Origin of the sequence: uncultured Pseudomonas sp., assembly GCF_943846705.1 — a bacterium.
Taxonomy (GTDB): Bacteria; Pseudomonadota; Gammaproteobacteria; order Pseudomonadales; family Pseudomonadaceae; genus Aquipseudomonas.
This window is the reverse complement of record NZ_OX044366.1, coordinates 85,608-105,351: the sequence shown is the minus strand read 5'-3', so window position 1 is coordinate 105,351 and position 19,744 is coordinate 85,608. Positions and strand designations below refer to the sequence as shown.

Annotated in this window: 18 protein-coding genes; 10 read left to right on the top strand and 8 right to left on the bottom strand. The window is 58.5% G+C overall.

The window, feature by feature from the left end:
- Window positions 1–57 precede the first annotated feature (57 nt).
- The 3 genes from folX to folM are packed head-to-tail and all read right to left on the bottom strand — an operon-like array spanning window position 58 to window position 1,723.
- Window positions 58–429, bottom strand: a complete 372-nt coding sequence (gene folX, locus Q0V31_RS00505; RefSeq protein ID WP_298182969.1) for a dihydroneopterin triphosphate 2'-epimerase — start codon at window positions 427–429, stop codon at window positions 58–60.
- Window positions 429–989 (bottom strand): GTP cyclohydrolase I FolE, encoded by a 561-nt coding sequence (gene folE / locus Q0V31_RS00500; RefSeq protein WP_298182965.1) that lies wholly within the window; start codon window positions 987–989, stop codon window positions 429–431. The genes folX and folE overlap by 1 nt, the downstream gene beginning before the upstream one ends.
- Window positions 990–1,012: 23 nt before the next feature.
- A complete protein-coding gene (folM, locus tag Q0V31_RS00495; RefSeq protein WP_298182960.1) occupies window positions 1,013–1,723 on the bottom strand; it encodes a dihydromonapterin reductase in 711 nt (236 codons plus the stop codon).
- A gap of 263 nt (window positions 1,724–1,986) precedes the next feature.
- Between folM and Q0V31_RS00490 the strand changes: the two genes are divergently transcribed.
- Window positions 1,987–2,283, top strand: a complete 297-nt coding sequence (locus Q0V31_RS00490; protein ID WP_298182957.1) for a DUF6482 family protein — start codon at window positions 1,987–1,989, stop codon at window positions 2,281–2,283.
- A gap of 5 nt (window positions 2,284–2,288) precedes the next feature.
- On the opposite strand, the gene Q0V31_RS00485 is transcribed toward Q0V31_RS00490, so the two are convergent.
- On the bottom strand, window positions 2,289–2,711 hold the full coding sequence (locus Q0V31_RS00485) for a thiol-disulfide oxidoreductase DCC family protein (RefSeq protein ID WP_298182954.1): 423 nt from the start codon (window positions 2,709–2,711) through the stop codon (window positions 2,289–2,291).
- 88 nt (window positions 2,712–2,799) lie between these two features.
- On the opposite strand from Q0V31_RS00485, the gene Q0V31_RS00480 reads away from it, so the two are divergent.
- Window positions 2,800–3,753, top strand: coding sequence for a MerR family transcriptional regulator (locus tag Q0V31_RS00480; protein ID WP_298182951.1), 954 nt, complete (start codon window positions 2,800–2,802; stop codon window positions 3,751–3,753).
- Window positions 3,754–3,959: 206 nt separating this feature from the next.
- A complete protein-coding gene (locus tag Q0V31_RS00475) occupies window positions 3,960–5,738 on the top strand; it encodes an acyl-CoA dehydrogenase C-terminal domain-containing protein (protein WP_298182948.1) in 1,779 nt (592 codons plus the stop codon).
- Between the two features lie 147 nt (window positions 5,739–5,885).
- Here the strand turns inward: Q0V31_RS00475 and Q0V31_RS00470 are convergent, their stop codons facing one another.
- Both Q0V31_RS00470 and Q0V31_RS00465 read right to left on the bottom strand, forming a co-directional pair.
- On the bottom strand, window positions 5,886–6,494 hold the full coding sequence (locus tag Q0V31_RS00470) for a hypothetical protein (RefSeq protein WP_298182946.1): 609 nt from the start codon (window positions 6,492–6,494) through the stop codon (window positions 5,886–5,888).
- A 51-nt stretch (window positions 6,495–6,545) separates the two neighbouring features.
- A complete protein-coding gene (locus Q0V31_RS00465) occupies window positions 6,546–7,007 on the bottom strand; it encodes a PAS domain-containing protein (RefSeq protein ID WP_298182944.1) in 462 nt (153 codons plus the stop codon).
- A 112-nt stretch (window positions 7,008–7,119) separates the two neighbouring features.
- Between Q0V31_RS00465 and Q0V31_RS00460 the strand changes: the two genes are divergently transcribed.
- The 7 genes from Q0V31_RS00460 to Q0V31_RS00430 all read left to right on the top strand — a co-directional run bounded on the left by Q0V31_RS00460 (window position 7,120) and on the right by Q0V31_RS00430 (window position 17,966).
- Complete coding sequence (locus Q0V31_RS00460) at window positions 7,120–7,572, top strand: flavodoxin (RefSeq protein ID WP_298182942.1); 453 nt, start codon at window positions 7,120–7,122, stop codon at window positions 7,570–7,572.
- Window positions 7,573–7,720: 148 nt separating this feature from the next.
- Window positions 7,721–8,503, top strand: a complete 783-nt coding sequence (locus Q0V31_RS00455) for a class II aldolase/adducin family protein (RefSeq protein WP_298182939.1) — start codon at window positions 7,721–7,723, stop codon at window positions 8,501–8,503.
- Window positions 8,500–9,390: an alpha/beta hydrolase gene (locus tag Q0V31_RS00450; RefSeq protein WP_298182935.1), complete on the top strand. Its 891-nt coding sequence runs from the start codon at window positions 8,500–8,502 to the stop codon at window positions 9,388–9,390. The genes Q0V31_RS00455 and Q0V31_RS00450 overlap by 4 nt, the downstream gene beginning before the upstream one ends.
- 189 nt (window positions 9,391–9,579) lie before the next feature.
- A complete protein-coding gene (locus Q0V31_RS00445; RefSeq protein WP_298182932.1) occupies window positions 9,580–10,491 on the top strand; it encodes an SDR family oxidoreductase in 912 nt (303 codons plus the stop codon).
- Between the two features lie 462 nt (window positions 10,492–10,953).
- Window positions 10,954–14,289: a DUF2126 domain-containing protein gene (locus Q0V31_RS00440; RefSeq protein WP_298182929.1), complete on the top strand. Its 3,336-nt coding sequence runs from the start codon at window positions 10,954–10,956 to the stop codon at window positions 14,287–14,289.
- Window positions 14,290–14,484: 195 nt separating this feature from the next.
- A complete protein-coding gene (locus tag Q0V31_RS00435; RefSeq protein ID WP_298182926.1) occupies window positions 14,485–17,040 on the top strand; it encodes a circularly permuted type 2 ATP-grasp protein in 2,556 nt (851 codons plus the stop codon).
- Window positions 17,037–17,966, top strand: a complete 930-nt coding sequence (locus tag Q0V31_RS00430; RefSeq protein WP_298182923.1) for a transglutaminase family protein — start codon at window positions 17,037–17,039, stop codon at window positions 17,964–17,966. Before Q0V31_RS00435 ends, Q0V31_RS00430 begins: the two co-directional genes overlap by 4 nt.
- Before the next feature lie 9 nt (window positions 17,967–17,975).
- Here Q0V31_RS00430 and Q0V31_RS00425 read toward each other — a convergent pair whose 3' ends face one another.
- A complete protein-coding gene (locus tag Q0V31_RS00425; RefSeq protein WP_298182920.1) occupies window positions 17,976–18,782 on the bottom strand; it encodes a transglutaminase family protein in 807 nt (268 codons plus the stop codon).
- Window positions 18,779–19,729: an alpha-E domain-containing protein gene (locus Q0V31_RS00420; RefSeq protein ID WP_298182917.1), complete on the bottom strand. Its 951-nt coding sequence runs from the start codon at window positions 19,727–19,729 to the stop codon at window positions 18,779–18,781. Before Q0V31_RS00420 ends, Q0V31_RS00425 begins: the two co-directional genes overlap by 4 nt.
- Window positions 19,730–19,744 lie beyond the last annotated feature (15 nt).

Below are 19,744 nucleotides of genomic sequence, written 5' to 3'. Positions count from 1 at the left end.
CAACTGCCCCGGCGCAGGGCGCGCCGGGAAGTGTGCGAGTCGATGTTTAAAACGGCTCTAGCGGTGTCCGGCGAGGGTGATCGACACCGACTCGGCAAAGCGCAGGGCGTGTAGTTTGTCGACCTCCACTTCGGCGTAGCGCACCGCGGAGTTGGCCATCACCAGGTCAAGAATCTCCTGGGTCATGCGCTCCAGCAAGGCGAAGCGGTTTTCTTCGACGTGGTGAATCACCGCCTTGGTGATGGTGCGGTAATTCAGCGCGTGGTCGATGTCGTTGTCGCGCACGGCATCAGCGACGGGGTAGAGGATGGTCAGGTTGATCAGCACGTCTTGCTTGTTGTTGATCTCCTCTTCCTTGATGCCAATGTAGGTGCGCAGGCGCAGGTCTTTGACGCGGATGCGCGCCATCCCAGGTTCCAGTCGCGGCATTACTTGCTCCGTCCGATCAGTTGTAGGAATTCATGGCGAGTGTTGCAGGATTCACGGAAGGCTCCAAGCATGACCGAGGAGGTCATCACCGAATTCTGCTTTTCCACGCCACGCATCATCATGCACATGTGCTGGGCTTCGATGACCACCGCCACGCCAGCCGCGCTGGTGACCTGCTGGATCGCATCGGCGACTTGCTTGGTGAGGTTCTCCTGAATCTGCAGGCGGCGGGCGAACATGTCGACGATACGCGCGATCTTGGACAGGCCGAGCACCTTGCCGGTGGGAATGTAGGCCACGTGGGCCTTGCCGATAAACGGCAGCATGTGGTGCTCGCACAGCGAGTAGAGCTCGATATCGCGGACGATCACCATCTCGTCGTTGTCCGACTCGAACAGCGCGCCGTTGACCACTTCTTCCAGGCTCTTGTGGTAGCCGTTGCACAGGTACTGCATGGCTTTGGCGGCGCGCTTGGGCGTGTCCAGCAGGCCCTCGCGCTCTGGGTTTTCACCGACACCGAGAATAATTTCGCGGTAGTGATTATTCATTTCCTGGCTCATAGCAAAGGTCCTCGCGACCGGGTTCATTTGAGGTGGCGGCCGCCGTTGACAGTCAGTGTGGTGCCGGTGACGTAAGGGTTATCCAGCAGGTAGCGCAAGCTTTGGTATATCACCAGTGGCCCGGGTTCGATGCCCAGTGCCGATTTTTTCAGGGTTTTGCTGCGGTAGTCAGCGTCATCGTCCGGCTTGAACATGATCAGCGCGGGGGCAATGCCGTTGACCTTGATCCGCGGAGCGAAGCGGGCGGCAAACGACAGGGTCAGGCTGTCCAGCCCGGCTTTGCTGGCGCAATAGGCTGGGCGGTTGGCGCTGCCTTTGCGCGCGACGTCATCGCTGATGTGGATGATGTCGGCCGGTGTTGAGCGCTCAAGCAGCGCCTGGCAATGCAGGTTGATCAAGTACGGCGCGAGCATGTGCACATTGAACAGTTGGGTAAAGGCCTCGGCTTCAGCGCCCGGCGCTTCAACCAGCCAGTCGGAAGCGTTGTGTACGATGGCGCGCAGGCTGTCGGTGTGCTGTTTCAATTGTTGGATAAACGTCAGGATGCCGGCTTCGCTGGAAAAGTCCGCGGGCAGCGCCAGAGCGCCCCGTTGCTGGAGGCGCTGGATACCTTCGCGCTCGCTGCGGTAGGTGACGATCAGCGAGTGGCCGTCTTCGAGCAGACGTTCGGCGCAATACAGGCCGAGGCGCTGGCTGGCGCCGGTGATCAGAATGGGGGCGGCGCTGACGCTCATGGTCGACTCGCAGAATAATTAGGGTGGGTTCAGCGACGCTGCGCCGGGATACCTGACCAGTAAGGCGTGGCCTCGACTGAACCAGAATCAAAGTTATACCAGCAATGCGCTTTGTACAACCATGCGTCCCGTGCGGGTACTGGAGTATTTACCGGGTGTTGGCCTATTTCATTGAGCTGCATCGCTATTTTTTCGCAAGTCGCGCTGAATAAAATTGTTTTTATCGTGTACAAGAGAGGTTTTCTTGTACAAGTGTGGGCGCCATGAAACCTTGGCAATTGAGCATTGCAGTGCTGTGTGGGCGGGTAAGCCGTGTCGAGGTGCTGGCGCTGCGCTGCTGCGGGTACAAGGTGCAGGTGGTTACTCGTGCTGGTGGTTTGCGTACTGTGGAGTATGCGCCAGGGCGTGCGCTATGGCCTGAGCTGGCGCTGCTCAAAGCCCGCCTGCGCCGTTGCGGCGTGCGTCAGGTGTTATTGCTGCAAACGCAAAGCCACGATGAAATCATCGGCCGGCCACACCTGCTTGAACCTGACTCTGGGCAGTGGCTCGTGCTCAGGTGATGTGCTTAGCGCGGGTGCGGGTTGTCGCACTGCTTGTCGGTGCAGCGCTGGCTGCCATCTGGGTGCGGCAGCCAGTTGAGGTGTGGGCGCAAGTGGCAGAACAGTCGGTAACCCAGCTCCAGCAAGGGGCGCAGTGCCGGCCAGGTTAGCGGTGCAGTCCAGCGGTCAAGGCCGGCGGCGCGCCAACTCCACAACGTGGCATCCAGGCCGGTGACCCACTGGCCGTCGGCAAAGCGTGCGTGCAGGCGGTTTTGCAGTGTTTGTTTAGTGTGTCCGGTGGCGTCAGCCAGAAAGTCATTGCGGCTGATATCGATCAGGCTTAGTCGCTCGGTGCTGGCACGCTTGCGCAACAGTTGAATCTCCCGAGCGCAGAGTGGGCAGTCGCCATCGTAATAAAGGGTCAGGGGCCATTGCGGTTGCTTATTCATTGTCCATGTCTTTGTATAGGTATTGTACAAAGTATGCGCTAAATAGCTGAGTTACAATGCGCGCAACATTTTTCTGTGATAGCAGCCCATGTCCGATCTCGTTGGTGCGTCGTCTCTGGTTTCGAGTGCCCTCAAGCAGGAAGAGTTATTTCCTATTCGTGAGGTGGCGCGCCTGACGGGCGTCAACCCAGTAACCCTGCGGGCTTGGGAGCGACGCTATGGGCTGATCCAGCCAACCCGCACCGAGAGCGGTCATCGCCTGTATTCGCAGGTGGATATCGAGTCGGTGCGCAGCATCCTGGCGTGGATTGAGCGCGGCGTGGCAGTGAGCAAGGTTGGCAAGATTCTCGCCAAAAGCAGCTCGATCAAGTCTGCCAGTTCACCGGTGTATGAAGAAGTCAGCGCCAGCGAGTGGGGCGAGTGGCAAACTCAGCTACGCCGCGCCATCAGTGCCTTCGATGAGGTACGCCTGGATCGCCTGTACGGGCAGATTTTCTCCAGTTATCCGTTGCCCGTGGTGTTTCAAGACATCCTTATGCCGCTGTGGCAAGAGCTGTTACTGCGTCAGGACGAATACGGTCAGACCAGTGAGTGGTTGTTCTTCGACACTTTCCTGCGTGCCCGCACGTTACAGCGCCTGCAGGTGCTGCGTGCGCAAGTTGAAGAGCGGGTACTGCTGGCGGCATTGTCGGGCCATTGCCGTGAGCTGGAACTACTGGTGGCCGGGTTGCTGCTCAGCAGCGCAGACACCGCCGTCAGTGTGCTCGGGCTCGGTCAGCCACTCGAAGAACTGACCCTGATCTGTGAAAAAATGCAGCCCCAGGCCCTCGTGTTGTTCTCTAATCAGCCGCCCAGCGATGACTTGCCCAAGGTGCTGACGCGCCTGGCGCTGGCGCTGAATTGCCCGCTGGTGATGGCCGGTGATGGTGCGGATTTGGCCGAGGAAAGCCTCAGTGGTTCGCCGATTGCCTGCTTGGGTAATGAAGGACGCTTGATGCAGCGTCGTTTGCAGCAATTTCTGGCTGGGCATCTGGATACCTAGTTGCGCTGATTAATCCTCTCTGAATAGCGCCGCTGCGCATCTGCAGCGCGGGTTTTCGTGCGCCTGCGATTGGCTGTTGATTTCAATTAGTTGTACGGCCTGTACAGGAAAGGCTTGCTATCCGCAGCTTTTAGCTATACAAAAGTTATACATTTTAAGTTTGTGTATAGCTTGTATCCACTTGTATAGCTTGAGGACTCAGCCACATGACCCAATACCGCGCACCCCTTCGTGACATGCGTTTCGTTTTTGACGAGGTGCTCGACGCTTATGCCACCTTGCAGTCGCTGCCTAGTCAGCGCGAGTTCGGAGACGACCTCGGTGGCGCCATTTTGGAAGAGGCCGCCAAGTTGGCGGAGAACGTACTGGCTCCGTTGAACGGGCCAGGTGATCAGCAAGGCTGCAAGTACGACCCCGAGAGCAAATCGGTTAAGGCCCCAGACGGTTTTCGTGAGGCTTATAAGCAGTTTGCTGAAGGTGGTTGGACAGCCTTGGCCTGCACGCCTGCGTTTGGCGGCCAAGGCTTGCCCCATGTGCTGAATATGATGGTTGAAGAGATGGTCTGCTCGGCCAACCTGTCGCTCGGCATGTACCCAGGCCTGACCCACGGTGCAATTAATGCACTGACCGCCCACGGCGTCCGTGAGTTGCAGGAACGCTACTTGCCGAAGCTGATCAGTGGTGAATGGACCGGCACCATGTGCCTGACCGAGCCGCAGTGCGGCACTGATTTGGGTCTGATCCGCAGCCGTGCAGTGCCGCAGGCCGATGGCAGCTACGCCATTACGGGTACCAAAATTTGGATTACCGGCGGCGAGCACGATCTGGTCGACAATATTCTGCACTTGGTCCTGGCCAAGCTGCCGGATGCAGCGGACAGCGTCAAAGGCATCTCGCTGTTTCTGGTGCCGAAGTTCCTTGAAGACGGCAGCCGTAACCGCGTTTTCTGTGGCGGCCTGGAGCACAAGATGGGCATCAAGGGTTCGGCCACCTGTGTGATGAATTTCGAAGGTGCACAAGGCTGGTTGATCGGCGAGGCCAACAAGGGCCTGAAGTGCATGTTCACCATGATGAACTCGGCGCGTTTGATGGTCGGCATGCAGGGTCTCGGCATTGCCGAGAGCGCTTACCAGGTAAGCCTGGGGTTTGCCAAAGAACGCCTGCAAAGTCGCTCGTTGTCCGGGCCGAAAGCAGCTGACAAGCCGGCTGACCCGATCATCGTGCACCCCGATGTGCGGCGCATGCTGCTGCGCCAGAAAGTGATGATTGAGGGCGCGCGCGCCCTGGCCTACTTCACCGGTCTGCACGAAGACGTTGCCCATGATCATGAAGACGCTGCGGTACGTGAGCAGGCCGCTGACCTGGTGCAACTGCTGACCCCAGTGGTGAAATCCTTCCTCACTGATGAAGGGTTTAATTGCGCCAACGAAGGCCTGCAAGTGCTCGGCGGTTCGGGTTACACCGAGGACTGGGGCATCGAGCAACTGGTGCGTGATGCGCGGATTACCCGCATCTATGAAGGCACCAACGGTATTCAGGCGCTTGACCTGGTCGGTCGTAAGCTGGGCTTGGGTGGCGGTCGCGCGGTGCGCAATTACTTCACGTTGATTGAGCGCTGGCTCCAGGCCCATGCGGATAGCGAACACGCAGCTGCCGTTGGCGTGGCGCTCAAGCAGTTGCAGCAAGCCACCCTGTGGATTGTCAGCGAAGGGATTAAAGACCCTGAGCAAGCCGGCGCCGCTGCTACGCCTTACTTGCGCCTGTTCGCCCTGACCAGCCTGGCCTGGATGTGGGCGCGCATGGCCGCAGTGGCTAAAGCCAAGCTGGCGGCGGGCAGCACAGAAACCCTGTTTTACGGCGCCAAGTTGAAATCTGCGGATTTTTATATGGCGCGCATTTTGACTGAAACCGACAGCCTGCTGGCTGAGGTTAAGGCCGGCAAAGCCACGCTCATGGCGTTCAGTGAGGAGGAGTTTGCCGCCTGATACGACTGCGCAATCCGATAGCCAGCGTGTACCGCCCTTTCGGCTATCGGATTTTTTATCCCTGCTGCAGGTATCTTCCTGCACTTTAGGCCCGCGTTGATTGCGGGCCTTTTTTTGCTCGCGGGGTTGTACTGAGCCGTTGCCTGCTCAGCTGGCTGTGTTTAGCCGCTGTTCTTGCTGGATATGCTGCTGGTAGATGAACTGACGCAGCTGCTCGTCGCTTTGCGGATCCAGCGCGTGCAGTTGGTAGGCCAGCAAGCCGCTCTCGGTTTCACGGACAAACACCCCCGTCACGGCAATCGGTGTCTGTTCGTCCACCGGTATTACCAGCTGGAAGCGTTTCGGCGCTTTGCGCCGTGCCCGATGCTCGATCAGCGCGCCATTCATCGATAACTGGTGAATCCATAGGTCGCTGGGTTGCGCCTGCTGGGTGTGCAGCGGCAATGGTTCGGGCAGGGGCGAGCGCCAGGCGCGGTTGATTTCACCTTCGTCGAAAATTTGCGGGGCGCTGAGTTGCAGCTGGGGCGCGCGTCTGCCGCTCTGGCTGAGCTGCAGGTTAAAAGTCAGGAGTTGATTGGCGATGTGCGCATGCAGGCTCAAGGGTTCATTGACTGCGCAGTGCGCGAGTAACTCACTGAGCTGTTGGCCAATATCTGCCGCGAGGGGCGGCTGGCGGCGCTGCTCCGTCGTTGCGGGTTGATGCAACTGGCGAATAAACGCCAGTTCTTCTTCGGTCAGCAGTGCCTGTTCTTGCATGGTCGCGGTCTATATCAAGCTCAGTAGCTGCTATGACCGCGATGGCCGGGATTAGTTACTGCCGGTCGTCGCCTGCAGCCGGGCCAGCTCGGCCTTGAGTGTGGCCAGTTCGGCCTCCAGCAGCTTGACGCGCTCCTGCGCCTCGACCTGCTCGGTGACGTTTTTCTGGATGCCGATGTAGTAGGTCAGCTGGTCGGCGTCATTGACCACCGGGGTGATCGACAACTCGTTCCAGAACGGGCTGCCGTCCTTGCGGTAGTTACGGATGATCTGCCGGCACGGGCGCTGCGTTTTCACCGCTTCGCGGATGGCGTCCAGGCCTGCCTGGTCGCGGTCGCCGGCCTGGAGGAAGCGGCAATCCTGATAAAGAATGTCCTCACTGGTATAGCCGGTGAGCTTCTCAAAGGCGGGGTTGGCATAGATCAGGATGTTGTCGTCACCTTCCTGTTCGGCAACCACGATGCCGTCGTTGGAGGCGTTGATCACCAGTTGCAGCAGTTTGGCGTTGATCATGAGGCGATTTCCCAGTCTATGTGCGCTGCATTCTAAAACATCCGGGCGGGCTGTCTACTTGCGGCATAATGCCGGGCTTATCGACTTGCTTCTGTCTGTTTCGGAGTTTTGCATGAAAATCGCCGTCTTTTCCGGCTCGGTATACGGCACCGCCGAAGAAGTTGCTCGCCACGCCGAGCGTCTGTTGAATGCTGCGGGCCTTGAGGCCTGGCACAACCCGCGGGCCAGTCTGGCCGAGATTCAGGCCTTTGCCCCCGAGGCGTTTCTTGCGGTGACCTCGACCACCGGTATGGGCGAGTTGCCCGATAACCTGCAGCCGCTGTACTACGCCTTGCGTGACCATATGCCCGCCTGGAGCGGCCTGCCGGGTGGGGTGATTGCCCTGGGCGACGCCAGTTATGGTGACACTTTCTGTGGTGGCGGCGAGCTGGTGAGCGAGTTGTTTGCCGAGTTGGGCATTACTGCCGTACAGCCGATGCTGCGCCTGGACAGCAGTGAAAGCGTAACCCCGGAAACCGACGCCGAGCCGTGGCTGGCCGAGTTTATTCAGGCGTTACAAGGCTAATTCGGCGGCCCACGCAGCGCTGCGTGGGCCGCGCCTCGCTGAATATGACCCGTAAGGTCAGCACGCTGGCCGCTAGAGCGACTCATCTTTACCGGGGCGCTCGCTAGACTCCTTGGCATGTCTAATAAGAACTGCCGAGGAATCCGTCATGACCGCCGCCCACGCTTTGCCTGTTGTTAGCCTCAAGGATCAAGTCTCTGCCGCCGAGTGGCAGACCCGCGTCGACCTGGCGGCTTGTTACCGATTGATTGCCATGCACGGCTGGGATGACCTGATCTTCACCCATATTTCGGCGAAGATTCCCGGCTGCGAAGAGTTTCTGATCAACCCCTTCGGCCTGATGTTCCATGAAATCAGCGCGTCCAGCCTAGTGAAGATCGATCTCGCCGGCAGCAAGCTGATGGACAGCCCTTACAACATCAACCCAGCCGGTTACACCATCCACAGCGCGGTGCACGAGGTGCGTCACGAGGTGGCCTGCGTGGCGCACATCCATACCGCCGCGGGGATTGCCGTCTCGGCGCAAAAGCAGGGTTTGCTGCCGTTGTCGCAGCAGTCGCTGTTTGTCTTGTCTAGCCTGGCCTATCACGGCTATGAAGGCGTGGCGCTGCATCATGAAGAAAAGGCCCGCCTGCAGGCCGACCTCGGCGACAAGAACTTTATGATCCTGCCCAACCACGGCCTGCTCACTGCGGGCAACAGCATCGCCGATACCTTCCTGATGCTGTTCACCTTGCAACGCGCCTGCGAGATTCAAGTCATGGCCCAGAGCGGCGGTGCTGAGCTGATCCATATTCCGCAGCAGATTCTCGACGGCGCTCAGGCGATGATCGCGGGGGTGATGAAAACCGCGCAAGGCATGGGCGGCTCGCTGGCCTGGCCGGCATTGCTGCGCAAACTTGATCAGCAGATGCCGGGGTACGCCGAATGAGTGCCTTGCCTGGTATTCCACTGGCAGATTGGCGCGCCCAGGGGCTGGGTTTCAGCTTTCAAGGGCATGCCATGCGCTACTGGGTGGCGGGCGACGAGCACGCCGAACCGCTGCTGTTGATCCATGGTTTCCCCACCGCCAGCTGGGATTGGCATTACCTGTGGGCACCGCTGGCGGCGCGTTACCGGGTGATTGCCTGCGACATGCTCGGTTTTGGTGACTCGGCCAAACCGCGCGGGCATGCCTACAGCCTACTGGAGCAGGCGGATCTGCAGCAGGCACTGCTGGAGCATTTGCACATCAGGGGGGCGGTGCACGTGCTGGCCCATGACTATGGCGACAGCGTGGCTCAAGAGTTGCTGGCGCGGCACCATGAGCAGCGCTTGAAACTGGCCAGCTGTGTGTTTCTCAATGGCGGTTTGTTCCCGGAAACCCATCGTCCGGTGCTGGTGCAGAAGCTGCTGCTCAGCCCCATTGGTCCGCTGGTTGGCAGTTTGTTCAGCCGTAACAAGCTGGCCGCCAGTTTCGCCAAAGTGTTCGGCCCGCACACCCAGCCGAGCGCCAGTGAGTTGGACGACTTCTGGAGCCTGATCGCCGAAAACAATGGGCCTGGCGTGATGCATCGGCTGATTCGCTATATGCCAGAGCGCCGTGTGCAGCGCGAGCGTTGGGTGGCGGCGATGCAAAAAGCCGGGGTGCCGCTACGGGTGATTGATGGCGCAGTCGACCCGATCTCCGGTGCGCATATGGTGGCGCGCTATCGTGAGTTAATCGCCGATGCCGACACAGTGCTGCTTGCAGGCATTGGTCACTACCCCCAGACCGAGGCACCAGAGCAGGTTTTGCAGCATTACCTGGCCTTTCGCGAGGCCCTGGAGCCGCAGTAAGCAAGCGACGCGTGGTGCCCAAGCCACGGCGCTGTGGCGGTGGCCGCTGCTGTTGTTTACGTGCAAGCAAGGCCAATGGTGATTATCCCGCTGCTTTATTGCGCACTATTCAGCGCGGGTCGTATCTATTGTGACCAGAGCGCGCCTGCTGGACACTCGAGGCATTGTTAATCTGCTGAGGAATGCTGCATGAGCGACGCCATCCGTTTTCAAGACCAGGTTGTAATCGTCACCGGCGCAGGTGGCGGCCTGGGTCGCGCCCATGCACTGCTGTTCGCCAAACACGGCGCCAAAGTGGTGGTTAACGATCTCGGCGGCAGCACCCATGGCGAAGGCGCTAACGCCTCGGCGGCGGACAAAGTGGTTGAGGAAATTCGCGCGGCTGGCGGTACGGCGGTGGCCAACCATGATTCGGTGACCGACGGTGAGAAGATTGTGCAGTGCGCGTTGGACACCTACGGCCGCATCGATGTGGTGGTCAATAACGCCGGCATCCTGCGTGACAAAACCTTCCACAAGATGGACGACGCCGACTGGGACCTGGTCTACAAGGTTCACGTCGAGGGTGCTTATAAGGTTACCCGCGCCGCCTGGCCGCATATGCGCGAGCAGGGCTACGGGCGCATCATCTTCACCGCGTCCACTTCAGGCATCTATGGCAACTTCGGCCAGTCCAACTATGGCATGGCCAAGCTTGGCTTGTATGGCCTGACCCGTACCCTGGCCATCGAAGGCCGCAAGAACAATATCCTGGTCAATGCCATCGCCCCAACCGGCGGCACGCGCATGACCGAAGGGCTGATTCCGCCGCAGGTGTTCGAGCAGCTTAAGCCAGAGCTGGTAAGCCCGTTGGTGGTGTACCTGGCCAGTAATGCCTGCGAAGAAACCTCCGGTTTGTTCGAAGTCGGCGGCGGCTGGATGGGCAAAGTGCGCTGGGAGCGCAGCCTGGGTGCCGGTTTCGACCCGCGTGCTGGTTACAGCCCGGAAGATGTGGCAGCCAACTTCGCGCAGATTTGCGATTTCGAGGGTGCCGCCCATCCGAAAGACAATATCGAAGCGATGAAAGAGATGATGGCCAACCTGCAGAAGTTCGCCCTCTGATACCGCCGCTGTAACGAAGAGATAGACCCGCAGGTCGATCTCTTCCCAACAAGCCACATAGTAAAAGCTCGGCTAAATGCCGACCTTTTACTATGTGGCTTGTTGGCATTTATTGGTTGCTTTGATGGGCGCGGTTTTTTGGCGGAGTTGCTGACGCCTTGCTGCTCATATCGACATGACAGCATGGTGTGATCAGAACACTGCCGTGGGTATACTGGCCTGAGCCCGCTAGTAACAACTCTTCAATCGCGCCATTGCGGGGCGTTCATCTTTCGTATGCACAATGGGCATGCGGTCTATAACTTGTTACTCACTGCGCTGCGGTCTAAATCACCCGAGTAGTTTTCTCGAGCTGACCTGCGCGTGAAGGCATGAAACCTGCTTTGTTTCTTTAACAAAGCATTGTGATATGGCAGGGCCGATCCCGCCGAAGTGCAATCCTTTAAATCAAAGGTGTTTTCTATGGCTATTCGCGTCGCCCTGCATCACAAGACCACGTACCACTATGATCGCCGCGTGGGGCTGTCACCTCACGAAGTACGCCTGCGTCCGGCTCCCCATGCGCGCACGCCGATCCTCTCTTACTCTTTGAACGTCACGCCAGAAAAGCACTTCATTAACTGGCAGCAAGACCCCTATGGCAACTACATTGGCCGTTTTGTCTTTCCGGAAAAAACTGACGTTTTAGAGTTCACTGTCGACTTAATCGCCGATATGACGGTGATCAACCCGTTTGATTTTTTTGTCGAAAAATACGCTGAGCAGTTTCCCTTCAGCTACCCGGCGCAACTGAATCACGAGCTGGCGGCGTACCTGAAAGCGGGCGAAGTGGGTCCATTGGTTAAGCAATGGCTGAAGGAGTCGCGGGCTGAACTGTTGAAAAAGCCGCTGCCCGTCAACGATTTCCTGGTTGCGGTGAATCAACGCCTGCAGGGTGATATCGCCTACACCTTGCGCATGGAGCCCGGTGTACAAACACCCGAGGAAACCCTGGAAAAGCGCTCCGGCTCATGCCGCGACACCGCGTGGCTACTGGTGCAGATACTGCGCGAGTTTGGCTTGGCGGCGCGTTTTGTCTCTGGCTATTTGATCCAGCTCCGGGCCGACCAAGAGGCGCTCGATGGCCCTAGCGGAACTGAGCAAGATTTCACCGATCTGCACGCCTGGACTGAGGTGTTCATTCCTGGCGCTGGCTGGATTGGCCTCGACCCGACCTCAGGCATGCTGGCCAGCGAAGGGCATATTCCTCTTGCGTGCACCGCCATGCCCTCATCGGCAGCCCCCATAAGCGGTCTGTCCGACAAAGCCGAAGTCACCTTTGCTCACAAGATGACCATCACCCGCATCCATGAAGATCCGCGGGTGAGCAAGCCATACAGCGAAGAAGACTGGCAGCTGATCGAGCAACTTGGCCATCAGGTTGATCGCGATTTAAAGCAGCAGGATGTACGCCTGACTCAAGGTGGCGAGCCGACCTTTGTCTCGATTGATGATATGGACGGCGCGCAATGGAACACGGAAGCCCACGGTAAGGAAAAGCGCGAGCTGGCAGGGCAGTTGACCCATCGCCTGAAAAATCACTTCGCCCCTGGCGGTATGCTGCATTACGGTCAAGGCAAGTGGTACCCGGGTGAGCCGTTGCCGCGCTGGTCGTTGAACATCTACTGGCGTGTAGACGGTCTGCCGATGTGGCTGGATGAAACCTTGTTTTCAGCCGACGACGGCAAAGACGGTTACACCGATGAGCAGGCCAAAGCATTCACTCAGCAGCTGCTGCGTAATCTGAGCTTGCCTGAAGGCTCGGCCATTGCCGCCTATGAAGATGTCGTGCTGCAGGCGCAGCGCGAGGACCAGTTACCTAACAACCTCGACCCACTCAAGCTCGATCTGGCCGCAGCAGAAGAGCGCCAACGCCTGGCGCGCTTGCTCGGTAAAGGCTTGGGTGCGGTGGCGGGCTATGTCATCCCGCTGGCAGCGCAAGCCACTGACCCTAAAATTGCTTTGGGCACTGCCTGGCGCACATCAGCGTGGCCACTCAAGCGTGAGCACCTGTATTTAACTGAAGGTGACTCACCGCTGGGCCTGCGTTTACCGCTGAACAGTCTGCCGTGGGTTATGCCCGAGGAGCGGCCTGTCGAGGTTGAGGTTGACCCCTTTGCGCCGCGTTCGCCACTGGCCAGCACGCTTGCAGCGCCAAGTGGTACCAGCAAAAACATCACCGTGACGCGGAAGAAAAGCGCCGAAAACGCGGCTAAAAAGCAGGCCCCCAAGGATGTTATCCATACCGCCCTGTGTGTCGAGGTGCGTGATGGCCGTTTGCATGTGTTTATGCCGCCTTTGCAGCGCATCGAAGATTATCTAGCGCTGGTCACAGCTGTTGAGCATGCCGCCAGTAAGCTGCGACTGAAAATTCGTTTGGAAGGCTACCAGCCGCCACGTGATCCGCGGATCAAGTTGCTCAGCGTAACCCCAGACCCCGGTGTGATTGAGGTCAACATTCACCCCGCCGCAAGTTGGGACGAACTGGTCTACAACGTTTCTACTCTTTATGAGGAAGCGCGCCTGACTCGTCTGGGCACCGAGAAATTCATGCTCGATGGCCGGCACACCGGTACTGGCGGTGGTAACCATGCCACCCTCGGCGCTGCGACGGCTGAAGACAGCCCGATGTTGCGTCGCCCCGATTTGCTGAAAAGCTTAATCACCTACTGGCAGAACCATCCGGCCTTGTCCTACCTGTTCTCTGGCACCTTTATCGGCCCTACCAGCCAGGCGCCACGAGTTGATGAAGCTCGGGATGACAACCTGTATGAGCTGGCGATTGCTTTCCAGCAGATGGAGCAAATCCTGCCAACCATGCAACCGGGTGATAAGCCTTGGATGGTGGACCGGTTGTTGCGTAACTTGCTGGTGGACCTGACCGGCAACACCCACCGTAGCGAATTTTCTATCGACAAGTTGTATTCCCCTGACGGCCCTACAGGGCGTTTGGGGCTTGTTGAGTTTCGTGCTTTTGAGATGCCGCCGCATGCGCGCATGAGCCTGCTGCAAATGCTCTTGTTACGTGCCTTGGTTGCGCGTTTCTGGCGCGAGCCGTATCAAGCCAAGCTGGTCAACTGGGGCACTGCGCTGCATGACCGCTGGATGCTGCCGCACTTTATTACTCAAGATATCCGTGATGTGGTGCAAGACCTGCGCGCCCATGGTTATGCCTTCGAAGAGCGCTGGTTTGACCCTTTCATCGAGTTCCGTTTCCCACGTTTTGGCACTGTGGTCTATGCCGGGGTTGAGATGGAAATACGCCAAGCTATCGAGCCTTGGCATGTGCTGGGTGAAGAAATGAGTGCTGGCGGTACTGCGCGTTATGTCGATTCTTCGGTTGAGCGTTTACAACTGCGAGTGCGCGGGCTTACCGATGGGCGTCATGAAATCGCCTGTAACGGTCGTCGCGTGCCGTTACACCCAACCGGCGTGCCGGGCGAATATGTTGCGGGCATTCGCTTCCGCGCTTGGAGTCCATGGTCGGCGTTGCACCCGACCATTAAAGTGCAGGCGCCGCTGACCTTTGATCTGGTCGATAACTGGAGTGGTCGGGCGATCGGCGGTTGCACTTATCATGTGGTGCATCCAGGTGGTCGCAGCGAGGAAAGCTCACCGGTCAATGCCAATGCTGCAGAGGCGCGGCGGTTTGCTCGTTTCTGGTCTCACGGCCATACACCGGGGCCGATGCGCATATTTGAAGAGGCACTGAATCCCAACTTCCCGCTGACCCTTGATTTGCGCTGGATGCCTTTCTAGACACCGGTTCAAGCGCTGCCGTTGAAGTCAGCCACGTGTGCTCAGTGACCTAGGGGCAATAGAGCCGCTGCGGCTGTTTTGTTTTGCTTCACCCTAGCTTGTGCGATGGTGCGCAGGTTCCAAATCCGCCAATGGCATCTGCCGGGTGCGGCTCTGCGCACTGCCGCATCACTCGCGAAGACAAGAATTTAACCTATGTTAGACAAGTTTCTAGCTGACTACCGAGTAGCCTCTGGCAGCTATGATGAACTGCTGGATAGCCAGCACCAGCCCCGAGCTCACTGGCGCGGTATGCTCGGCAGCCTTGCGCAAGAGTCGGCGCTGAGCATGAATCAACGGCTCGATGCCGTCACCCAGCAGATTCGTGAAAACGGTGTGACCTATAACGTCTATACCGATACCAAGGGTATACAGCGGCCATGGGACCTGAACCTGCTCCCACTGATTTTGCCCGATGACGAGTGGGCCGGAATCGAAGCGGCTGTTATCCAGCGCGCCGGTTTACTCAACCAGATTTTGGGCGATGTTTATGGCGACCAACGCCTGTTAAAAGAAGGGCTGTTGCCGGCCGCATTGGTGCACGGCAATGCAGGCTTTCTGCGTCCTGCCCACGGCATCAAGCATCCCGATCAGGTGGCCTTGCACTTTTATGCCGCAGACTTGGCCCGCGCGCCCGATGGCAAGTGGTGGGTTGTGGCTGACCGGACTCAAGCGCCTTCCGGTGCAGGGTATGCTCTGGAGAACCGCAGTGTTCTCTCGCGCAGCTATCCGGATTTAATGCGCGAACTCAAAGTGCAGGACCTCGGTGACTTTTTCTCCAGCATGCGCAACAGCATGGTGCATTGGGGCCGGCAGTGTGCCGAGCGCAGCGGCGCGTCCTTGCGCGCCAGTGAGGCCCCTTTGGTCGTGCTGCTAACGCCCGGCCCCTACAACGAAACCTATTATGAGCAAGCCTATTTGGCGCGCCACCTGGGCTTTCCGTTAGTGGAGGGTAGCGATCTCACTGTGCGGGACGGCATTGTTTGCTTGAAAACCTTGTCTGGACTGCAGCGGGTGCACGTGATCATGCGCCGGGTCGATGATGATTTTTGTGACCCCTTAGAACTGCTCACAGAGTCAGCGCTTGGGGTGGCGGGCCTGACGGAGGCAGCACGGCAGGGGAATGTGCTGATTGCCAACAGTCTGGGTTCCAATTTGCTCGAGTCGGGTGCATTGCTCGGTTTTCTACCCGGCCTGTGCCAGCGACTGCTCGGTGAAGAGTTGCTTATGCCTTCGGTAGCCACTTGGTGGTGTGGCGAGCCGGCTGCGTTAGAAGAGGTGCTGGACAAGTTCGATCAACTGGTGATCAAACCGAGTTTCGCTCAACTGCGACAGCGCTCCGTTTTCGGCAAGGATGTACAGGGCCTCGCCCGTGACAAACTGATCGCCAAGATGCGCGCTACCCCGCGCAATTATGTCGCGCAGGAGCTGGTGCGCTTATCCCATGCACCAATCTGGAGCGCCTCCGCTCCACAAGGGCTCGCTTCCAGTGCAATTGGTCTGCGTGTTTATGCGTGTGCCACGCCAAATGGCTATTGTGTAATGCCTGGTGGCCTGACTCGGGTCGCAACGGGTGTCGACTCCCGAATCATCTCCATGCAGCGTGGTGGGGGCAGTAAAGACACCTGGGTGCTGGGCCGTAGTGCCCATACGGCGCCGCGGCAAATCAGCAGAACCACACGTGGCAAAGACCTGATCCGCGATAACGCTCACCTGTCCAGTCGACTGGCGGAGAATCTGCTTTGGCTGGGGCGCAATACCGAGCGCTGCGACAACGTTGCCCGTCTGACGCGTCTAGCACTCAACCAGTTGTTCACGCCGCAGGAACGGGGCGAAGAGTGGGATGCCGTGAAAGCTCTGTGTTACTGGAGTTACTTAATCCAGCCAACATTCAGGGAAGAGCAGGTTGAGGGCGCGGCAGATGAGGTCGAGGCCAGTCAAAACGAGCCTGTGCCACTCACCGATGAGCAAATTGAGGCTGCATTGTTGTTGGGGGTGGTGTCGCCGCGCACACCTGGTTTGGCTAGGCAGCAGCAGAGTTTGTACTTTAGTGCGGGGCAGCTGCGGGAACGGCTATCCGCTGACAACTGGCGTGCGCTCAACCATATGCTGAATCACCATGTGGAAGATGACACGCCCTTGTCTCAGGCTGAAAGCATGCACCGCTTGGATGAGGCCACCGCCACGTTGATGGGCCTGTCCGGTTTCGCCCTCGACGGTATGACGCGCGATTTGGGCTGGAGCTTTATGTCCATCGGGCGGCGTTTGGAGCGCTTGCAGTTTCAAGCTCAAGCCATTATCCAGGCCCTGCAAATGCCTGAAGAAAGCGACTTGGATTGGTTGCTGGAACTGTCCGACAGCATCGTCACTTACCGCTCTCGCTATCGGGCACAAGCCGAATGGCTGCCCGTGTTGGATCTGTTGTTACTCGATCAGGGCAATCCGCGCTCGTTACTGTTCCAGCTAGACGGCTTGAACAAGAATCTCAATAAACTTGCTCAGCGCTATGACAGCGCGGGGGAAACGCTGTTGTTGCCGGTGCAGCATGCTCTGCAGGCACTCGACCCCGACCGAGATCTCTATTGTGGCAACAGTGCTTTGCTCGACCTGCTGCAGCAAATTAAAACAGCCAGCGAGCAGCTGTCCGAGCAACTCAGCGCTCGCTTCTTTAGTTACACCGCAGGCTTTGATGGCAAACAGGGGGCGTTATGAGCAGTAACCATGAGGACGCAACCGCGCCCATCGCTTACCGCGTGCTCCATGAAACGCACTATACCTATGCGTATCAGGTGAGCCTTTCGCAGCAGTATCTGCATTTAAGCCCGCGCGACTTTCCTTACCAGCAGTGTGAGTCTCAGCATATTCAGATCGATCCGCAGCCTGAGCATGAACAATCACGGCTGGATTATTTTGGCAACCTGACCCGTCATGTCACGCTCACCGAACCCCACCACACGCTGAGCGTGCTGTCTGACTTTCGAGTGACAGTCAGCCCACGCCCCGGACTTGAGCAGATACAAGGCAGCCAAGCGTGGGAAAGTCTGGCGCAGAGCATGCAGCTTGCACCTGAGCCAGAGTCCCTCGAGGCGCTGCCCTTTCTTTTCGACTCGCCACATATTCTGTGTGATACCGCGTTGGCCGACTATGCCCGGCAAAGCTTTACCCCGGGCCGCCCCCACCTAGAGGCGACACTGGCATTAACTCAGCAGATCTTCGACGAGTTTGAATTCGACCCCAGCGCCACGGATATCGCCACCCCACTCCTTGAGGTGCTGGCCGGGCGGCGTGGCGTTTGCCAGGATTTTGCCCAGTTAATGATTGGTTGCTTGCGCAGTTTGGGCCTACCGGCGCGCTACATCTCAGGCTACATCCTGACCCACCCGGCACCGGGGCAGCCGCGCTTGATTGGCGCCGATGCCTCCCACGCATGGGTGTCGGTATTCTGCCCTAATTTGGGCTGGGTCGATTTCGACCCCACTAACCGTTGCTTGGTTAAGCATGAGCACATCACCTTAGGCTGGGGCCGCGACTTCAGTGATGTCACCCCGCTGCGCGGGGTGGTACTGGGTGGCGGCGAGCAGACCCTAGAGGTCAAGGTGACGGTCCTCCCGGCGGACGAAGCGCTACCTGAAGCCTAGCTCGCAGACTTACTGAGTCTGCGACTGCATCTGCATGTTCAGCTCGCTGACTTGCACGCGCGCATGCATTTGCTCACCGCCACCACCACGGCGCATGCCTCTTACCGGGCAAGCGTCGAGGTAGTCCATTCCCACCGCCAACTTCAAGTGACGCTCGGGGCGTGATAAGCCATTGGTGACATCGAAGCTGTACCACACGCCGTCAAGCCAGACCTCTGCCCACGCGTGGCTGGCCAAGTGCGCACTGTCCTCGCTGCACAGGTAGCCCGACACATAGCGCGCCGCAAGTCCCAGGCTGCGCACACACGCCAAGAACGCATGGGCATGGTCCTGACAAACGCCAGCGCCGCGTGCAAAGGCCTCTGCAGCCGTGCTGTCGACCTCGGTAGAGCCCGGTTGGTAGGGCATCGATTGAGCCAGTGCATGCATTAACGTGATCAGCGCCTCACGGTCTCGGCGCTCGCCACAGTGCTGCAGTGCAAACGCTCGCAGTGCGGCATCGGCCTCGGTTAGGGGCGTGCTGCGCATAAAAGGTTGTGGCGCTTGCGTGTCATGCTCGCCGTCAAAGCTGGTGTCAATTTCCACCTGGCCACTGGCGTGAATCACCAGCGAGTCATGGGGCTCCTCTAGGCTCAGTACATGCAAAATATTGCCGTAAGGATCACGCTGCGCCCGGACCGCGCCGGGCAACTCCAGTGTCCATTCGATGACTTTTTGCCGCTCGCTGTTTTGCGGCGTTAGGCGCAGGTATTGAACGCTTGAACGCACCTTTTGCTCATAGCTGTAGGTGGTGTCGTGGCTGATGGATAGCTTCATGCAACCTCCAGATAAGCCGTATTGATAGCGCGCGCTAACTCACGCACTTGCATGATCGACTCTGACAGCCATGGGTGAAGCCCACCGCTGAGAATCTTACTGATGCCGATATGGCGAAGACGCTCTTCCATTTCATCGGCTTTGTATTGCGCAGGACGGCCACTGCGCTCGGGCAGTTCATCAAGGATCTGCTTGATCTCGACGACGCAGGCACGTAATGAGCGTGGTACGTCTTCATGCAAAATCAGTAATTCGGCCACTTTACGTTTGCCTGGCGAGCCACGGTAGATCTCAATAAAGGCCTCGAACGCCGACAGTGCGCGCAACAATGCACTCCATTGATAGTAGTCGTAGGCCGAGCCGTCGGTGATGTTGTCGGCGTCTTCGCCAAGCATCTCGTAGCGCGAGTCGAGCAAGCGCAGGGTGTTGTCCGCGCGCTCGATGCAAATCCCCAGACGCATAAAGCGGAACGCGTCATTGCGTAAACTGGTGCCATAGGCAGAGCCGCGGAAGAGGTTTGAGCGGCGCTTAACCCACTCGCAAAACGGCCCGATGCCATAGGTGCATAGGCCCTGGTCGGCAATTTCTCGAACCTCTAGCCAGCTGGCATTGATGTTTTCCCACATCTCCAAAGTGATGCGCCCGCGGACCGCATGGGCATTGCTGCGCGCCTCTCGCAGGCAACAATAGATGCTGCCTGGGTTGCCGCCGTCCAAGGCAAAAAAATGCAACAAGCGTTCTGCATCCAAATCACCATGCAGTTCTTGATACTGCTCAAATGTGCCGGTGATTTTCAGCGACATGGCCAGTTCGTCTAACCCTGCGCCGTGCTGATCATGGGGCATCAAGGACAATGAATAACTGACATCCAGCATGCGCGCCAAGTTTTCTGCGCGCTCCAAATAGCGGGACATCCAGTACAGTGAAGCGGCTGTGCGACTTAACATGCCATGCACTCCCTT

What these genes read in the sequence shown, in the direction of transcription:
- folX (WP_298182969.1), bottom strand. Translation starts at nt 429, where the DNA reads ATGCCGCGACTGGAACCTGGGATGGCGCGCATCCGCGTCAAAGACCTG.
- folE (WP_298182965.1), bottom strand. Translation starts at nt 989, where the DNA reads ATGAGCCAGGAAATGAATAATCACTACCGCGAAATTATTCTCGGTGTC.
- folM (WP_298182960.1), bottom strand. Translation starts at nt 1,723, where the DNA reads ATGAGCGTCAGCGCCGCCCCCATTCTGATCACCGGCGCCAGCCAGCGC.
- Q0V31_RS00490 (WP_298182957.1), top strand. Translation starts at nt 1,987, where the DNA reads ATGAAACCTTGGCAATTGAGCATTGCAGTGCTGTGTGGGCGGGTAAGC.
- Q0V31_RS00485 (WP_298182954.1), bottom strand. Translation starts at nt 2,711, where the DNA reads ATGAATAAGCAACCGCAATGGCCCCTGACCCTTTATTACGATGGCGAC.
- Q0V31_RS00480 (WP_298182951.1), top strand. Translation starts at nt 2,800, where the DNA reads ATGTCCGATCTCGTTGGTGCGTCGTCTCTGGTTTCGAGTGCCCTCAAG.
- Q0V31_RS00475 (WP_298182948.1), top strand. Translation starts at nt 3,960, where the DNA reads ATGACCCAATACCGCGCACCCCTTCGTGACATGCGTTTCGTTTTTGAC.
- Q0V31_RS00470 (WP_298182946.1), bottom strand. Translation starts at nt 6,494, where the DNA reads ATGCAAGAACAGGCACTGCTGACCGAAGAAGAACTGGCGTTTATTCGC.
- Q0V31_RS00465 (WP_298182944.1), bottom strand. Translation starts at nt 7,007, where the DNA reads ATGATCAACGCCAAACTGCTGCAACTGGTGATCAACGCCTCCAACGAC.
- Q0V31_RS00460 (WP_298182942.1), top strand. Translation starts at nt 7,120, where the DNA reads ATGAAAATCGCCGTCTTTTCCGGCTCGGTATACGGCACCGCCGAAGAA.
- Q0V31_RS00455 (WP_298182939.1), top strand. Translation starts at nt 7,721, where the DNA reads ATGACCGCCGCCCACGCTTTGCCTGTTGTTAGCCTCAAGGATCAAGTC.
- Q0V31_RS00450 (WP_298182935.1), top strand. Translation starts at nt 8,500, where the DNA reads ATGAGTGCCTTGCCTGGTATTCCACTGGCAGATTGGCGCGCCCAGGGG.
- Q0V31_RS00445 (WP_298182932.1), top strand. Translation starts at nt 9,580, where the DNA reads ATGAGCGACGCCATCCGTTTTCAAGACCAGGTTGTAATCGTCACCGGC.
- Q0V31_RS00440 (WP_298182929.1), top strand. Translation starts at nt 10,954, where the DNA reads ATGGCTATTCGCGTCGCCCTGCATCACAAGACCACGTACCACTATGAT.
- Q0V31_RS00435 (WP_298182926.1), top strand. Translation starts at nt 14,485, where the DNA reads ATGTTAGACAAGTTTCTAGCTGACTACCGAGTAGCCTCTGGCAGCTAT.
- Q0V31_RS00430 (WP_298182923.1), top strand. Translation starts at nt 17,037, where the DNA reads ATGAGCAGTAACCATGAGGACGCAACCGCGCCCATCGCTTACCGCGTG.
- Q0V31_RS00425 (WP_298182920.1), bottom strand. Translation starts at nt 18,782, where the DNA reads ATGAAGCTATCCATCAGCCACGACACCACCTACAGCTATGAGCAAAAG.
- Q0V31_RS00420 (WP_298182917.1), bottom strand. Translation starts at nt 19,729, where the DNA reads ATGTTAAGTCGCACAGCCGCTTCACTGTACTGGATGTCCCGCTATTTG.